Annotated in this window: 1 protein-coding gene and 1 pseudogene; one reads left to right on the top strand and one right to left on the bottom strand. The window is 55.6% G+C overall.

Annotation, left to right across the window (positions count from 1 at the left end):
* Positions 1 to 1,214, bottom strand: a pseudogene (locus tag VKV18_RS13340) (hypothetical protein); the annotation flags it as partial.
* A 323-nt stretch (positions 1,215 to 1,537) separates the two neighbouring features.
* Here VKV18_RS13340 and VKV18_RS13345 point away from each other — a divergent pair.
* The coding region (locus tag VKV18_RS13345) for a VCBS repeat-containing protein (protein WP_324204684.1) at positions 1,538 to 2,968 on the top strand (1,431 nt) is incomplete at its 3' end.

A 2,968-nucleotide genomic window follows, 5' to 3' on the forward strand; every position in this document is an offset into this window, starting at 1 on the left:
ACGGTTTTGCTATCGGCGAACGGCGATATCTCAATGCTGCCGGGGTCAAGATAGATATGGGCTGCGTTGCGTGCCTTCCACGAAAGCGTTACCGAATCGCCGGGATGCACCACGGTGGTGTCGGCCGTGAAGCTCCGAATGGCCGGTTTGGGTGGCGCCGGAGGTGGAAGCACCTTAATCTGCACGGTGCGCTCATCGGTTCCCCCGCGCCCGTCGGCATGGAGCGTGTAGTAAACGGTGGTGGGGGTTTTCACCAGGTCGGCTATCACGGGCATATTGCCGCTAAGGGTGTGAGGCGGCGTATCGAAGATGGGGGTTCCATTAATCCCCACGCGATGCTGCAGCGTAAAGCGGAGGTGTTCCCCTTGTGCATTCCAAGACAGCGTGATGGTTTGGCCGGACTGGGCGGTATCGGGGTTTGCAGTAAACGCCAGAATTTTGGTAGGAGGGGGTGGTGTGGGACGAAACAGAAAGATGCCGGTTGCGGCCACCACGAGAAGCGCGAGTACAAGAGCCGGCAAAGGCGAAATAAGTGCATGTCGCTCGATCTGCCCCTGGGTTTTCGTAGAGATGTAGGGGTCATCGGCCACACGGGCAGAAACAGAAAAGCCATAAAGGCGCGGGTTCCCAATGAAGGAGAGCGATTTCGGGCGCGCTGCAAGTAGGATGGTCTCCGACTGACCGGGCTTGAGGGTAACGCGATCGACATCAAACTCATAGGCACACTCATCATCAGGGTCGCTGGCATGCAGCTCAAGAGTGCGTTCCACATTGCCCAAGTTGGAAAGGGTCACTTCAAAATCGTGGAGAGGATGGAAAAAGGTGGAAACAGCCCGACGAGGCTCAAGCTCTATTTCGAGTCGGTCGAAGGGCTTTACGAAAAGCATCGCCTGCGCTTCGGCGCTCTCTCCGGTCTCCATGGCCTTTACGCGCACAATAAAAGGATAGGAGCCAGCCCGATTTTCGCTGGAGCGGGCGACCTTAAAGTTGATCCTGGCTTGTGCCTGCTCGCCAGAGGCCAAATTGAAAGCCGGTACCGGAATGTTGTACCACTCGATATCCAACCCCTCGACCTCTAGTAGCAGGCGGTCGGGGATTTCTTGACGATTGGTAATCACGACATCGAGGCGCGCGATGCCGCCCGGCTCAATAGAGACATCCGGCTCTACGAGGGCTATCCCTATCTTTTGTGCATCCGAAACCGTTGAGGACATGACCCCTCACCGTGTCCTTTCCTATAACCACGCTTAGGCCACGGCCTTTCAACGCCCTGGTCGCTGCGATATCTCTTAGACTTTCCCGAGAGCAACCTCGTTTCCCCAAATCCTAGACGACGGGAGAAAGCAATTCACCGTATGGGTATTATAATCATCAAACCCAACTGTTGTCAACGACAGGCCTGCGCCCTAAGTTAGCAGAGCAACGATCAACCACACGGGGTGAGACTTTTGAAAACATAGAAACTTCTTGTGGAATCGGAAAATCACCCAAAAAAGAATACAATATACATCGTATCTTCAACGAAGGAGCACCTTGTTTGAAGCGACGCGAGTTTATTGGCCTCAGTCTTATAAGCACGATCTCTTGGCTGGCGGGCGGGTGCCGGTCCTCCCTTCCTTCCTCCGCATCCCGCATCACAGACATATCGCATCCCGATTCTCCCGATCTACCGGCCCCTCCTAAGTTTCGGGATATCGCTGCCGAAGCAGGGCTAGACTACCGTTGGGTCATCCCCGGCCCTCGACCCCTCAACATCCTTCAAACCATCGGCAACGGATGCGCCTTCCTCGATTTCGATAACGACGGCAACCTCGATATCCTCCTCGTCGGCCCCACCCTCGCCCTCTTCCACAACGACGGTAAAGGACACTTCCAAAACGTCACCCGACAAACCGGTCTGGATGGACTGCACGGGCATTTTCTGGGCTGTGCGGTGGGAGACTACGATAACGATGGGTATGTGGACATCTACATTACGGCGTATCGGGGTGGGATGTTGTTGCACAACGAGGGGGGGAGCCATTTCAAGGATGTGACGGCTCAGAGTGGGATAGCGCCTCAGCCTTGGGGCACTTCGGCAGCGTGGGTACCGTTGACAAACGATGGCCTGCTCGACCTGTTCATAGGGAACTACGTCGAGTTCGGTCCGCACACCGATCCGCAGCTCTGTAATAATGCCGGCAAGATGACCGCCTGCGGCCCACGCTTTTACAACCCGATAAAAGGCGTGCTCTATAAAAACCGAGGCAACGGGCACTTTGAAAATGTCTCGAAAGCATGGGGGGTTGATGCGATTCATGGAAAAGACCTTGGGGTGGCCTGCGCGGATTTCGACGGATCGGGCCGTCAGTCCATCTCCCTAGCCAACGATGAAGTGGAGGGGGACCTTTTACAGAACGTCGGCGGACGCTTCAAAAATATCGGGGCCATTTCAGGTACGGCCTATAACGCCGATGGCAACGTGCATGGTGGCATGGGCACCGACTGGGGAGACTACGATAACGATGGGCGGCTCGACCTGGTGGTGGCTACCTTTCAGCACGAGACGAAGTGCATTTACCATAACGACGGCGGCGGCCTTTTCACCGAAAGCTCGGCGCAGTTAGGCATGGCGGATATTGGGCTTCCCTACGTCTCTTTTGGAACCAAGTTTTTCGACTACGATAACGACGGCTGGCTCGACCTTGTTATTGTGAGCGGCCATGTTCAAGACAATATCGCCGACATTGATAAAAGCACCACCTATCGCCAACCGAGCCTGCTTTTGCGAAACCAGAACGGCACACGCTTTCTCGATGTGACTTCACAGGCCGGCCCCGACCTTCTCAAACCCATTGTCGGACGAGGATTGGCTATCGGCGACTATGATAACGACGGACGCCTCGATGTGCTTATTGTAGATGCCGAAGGCGCTCCCCTGCTTCTCCACAACGAAACCCCTTCGGCAGGAAACTGGGTGCAGTGTCGT

This window comes from Chthonomonas sp., from assembly GCF_035294505.1.
GTDB lineage: Bacteria > Armatimonadota > Chthonomonadetes > Chthonomonadales > Chthonomonadaceae > Chthonomonas.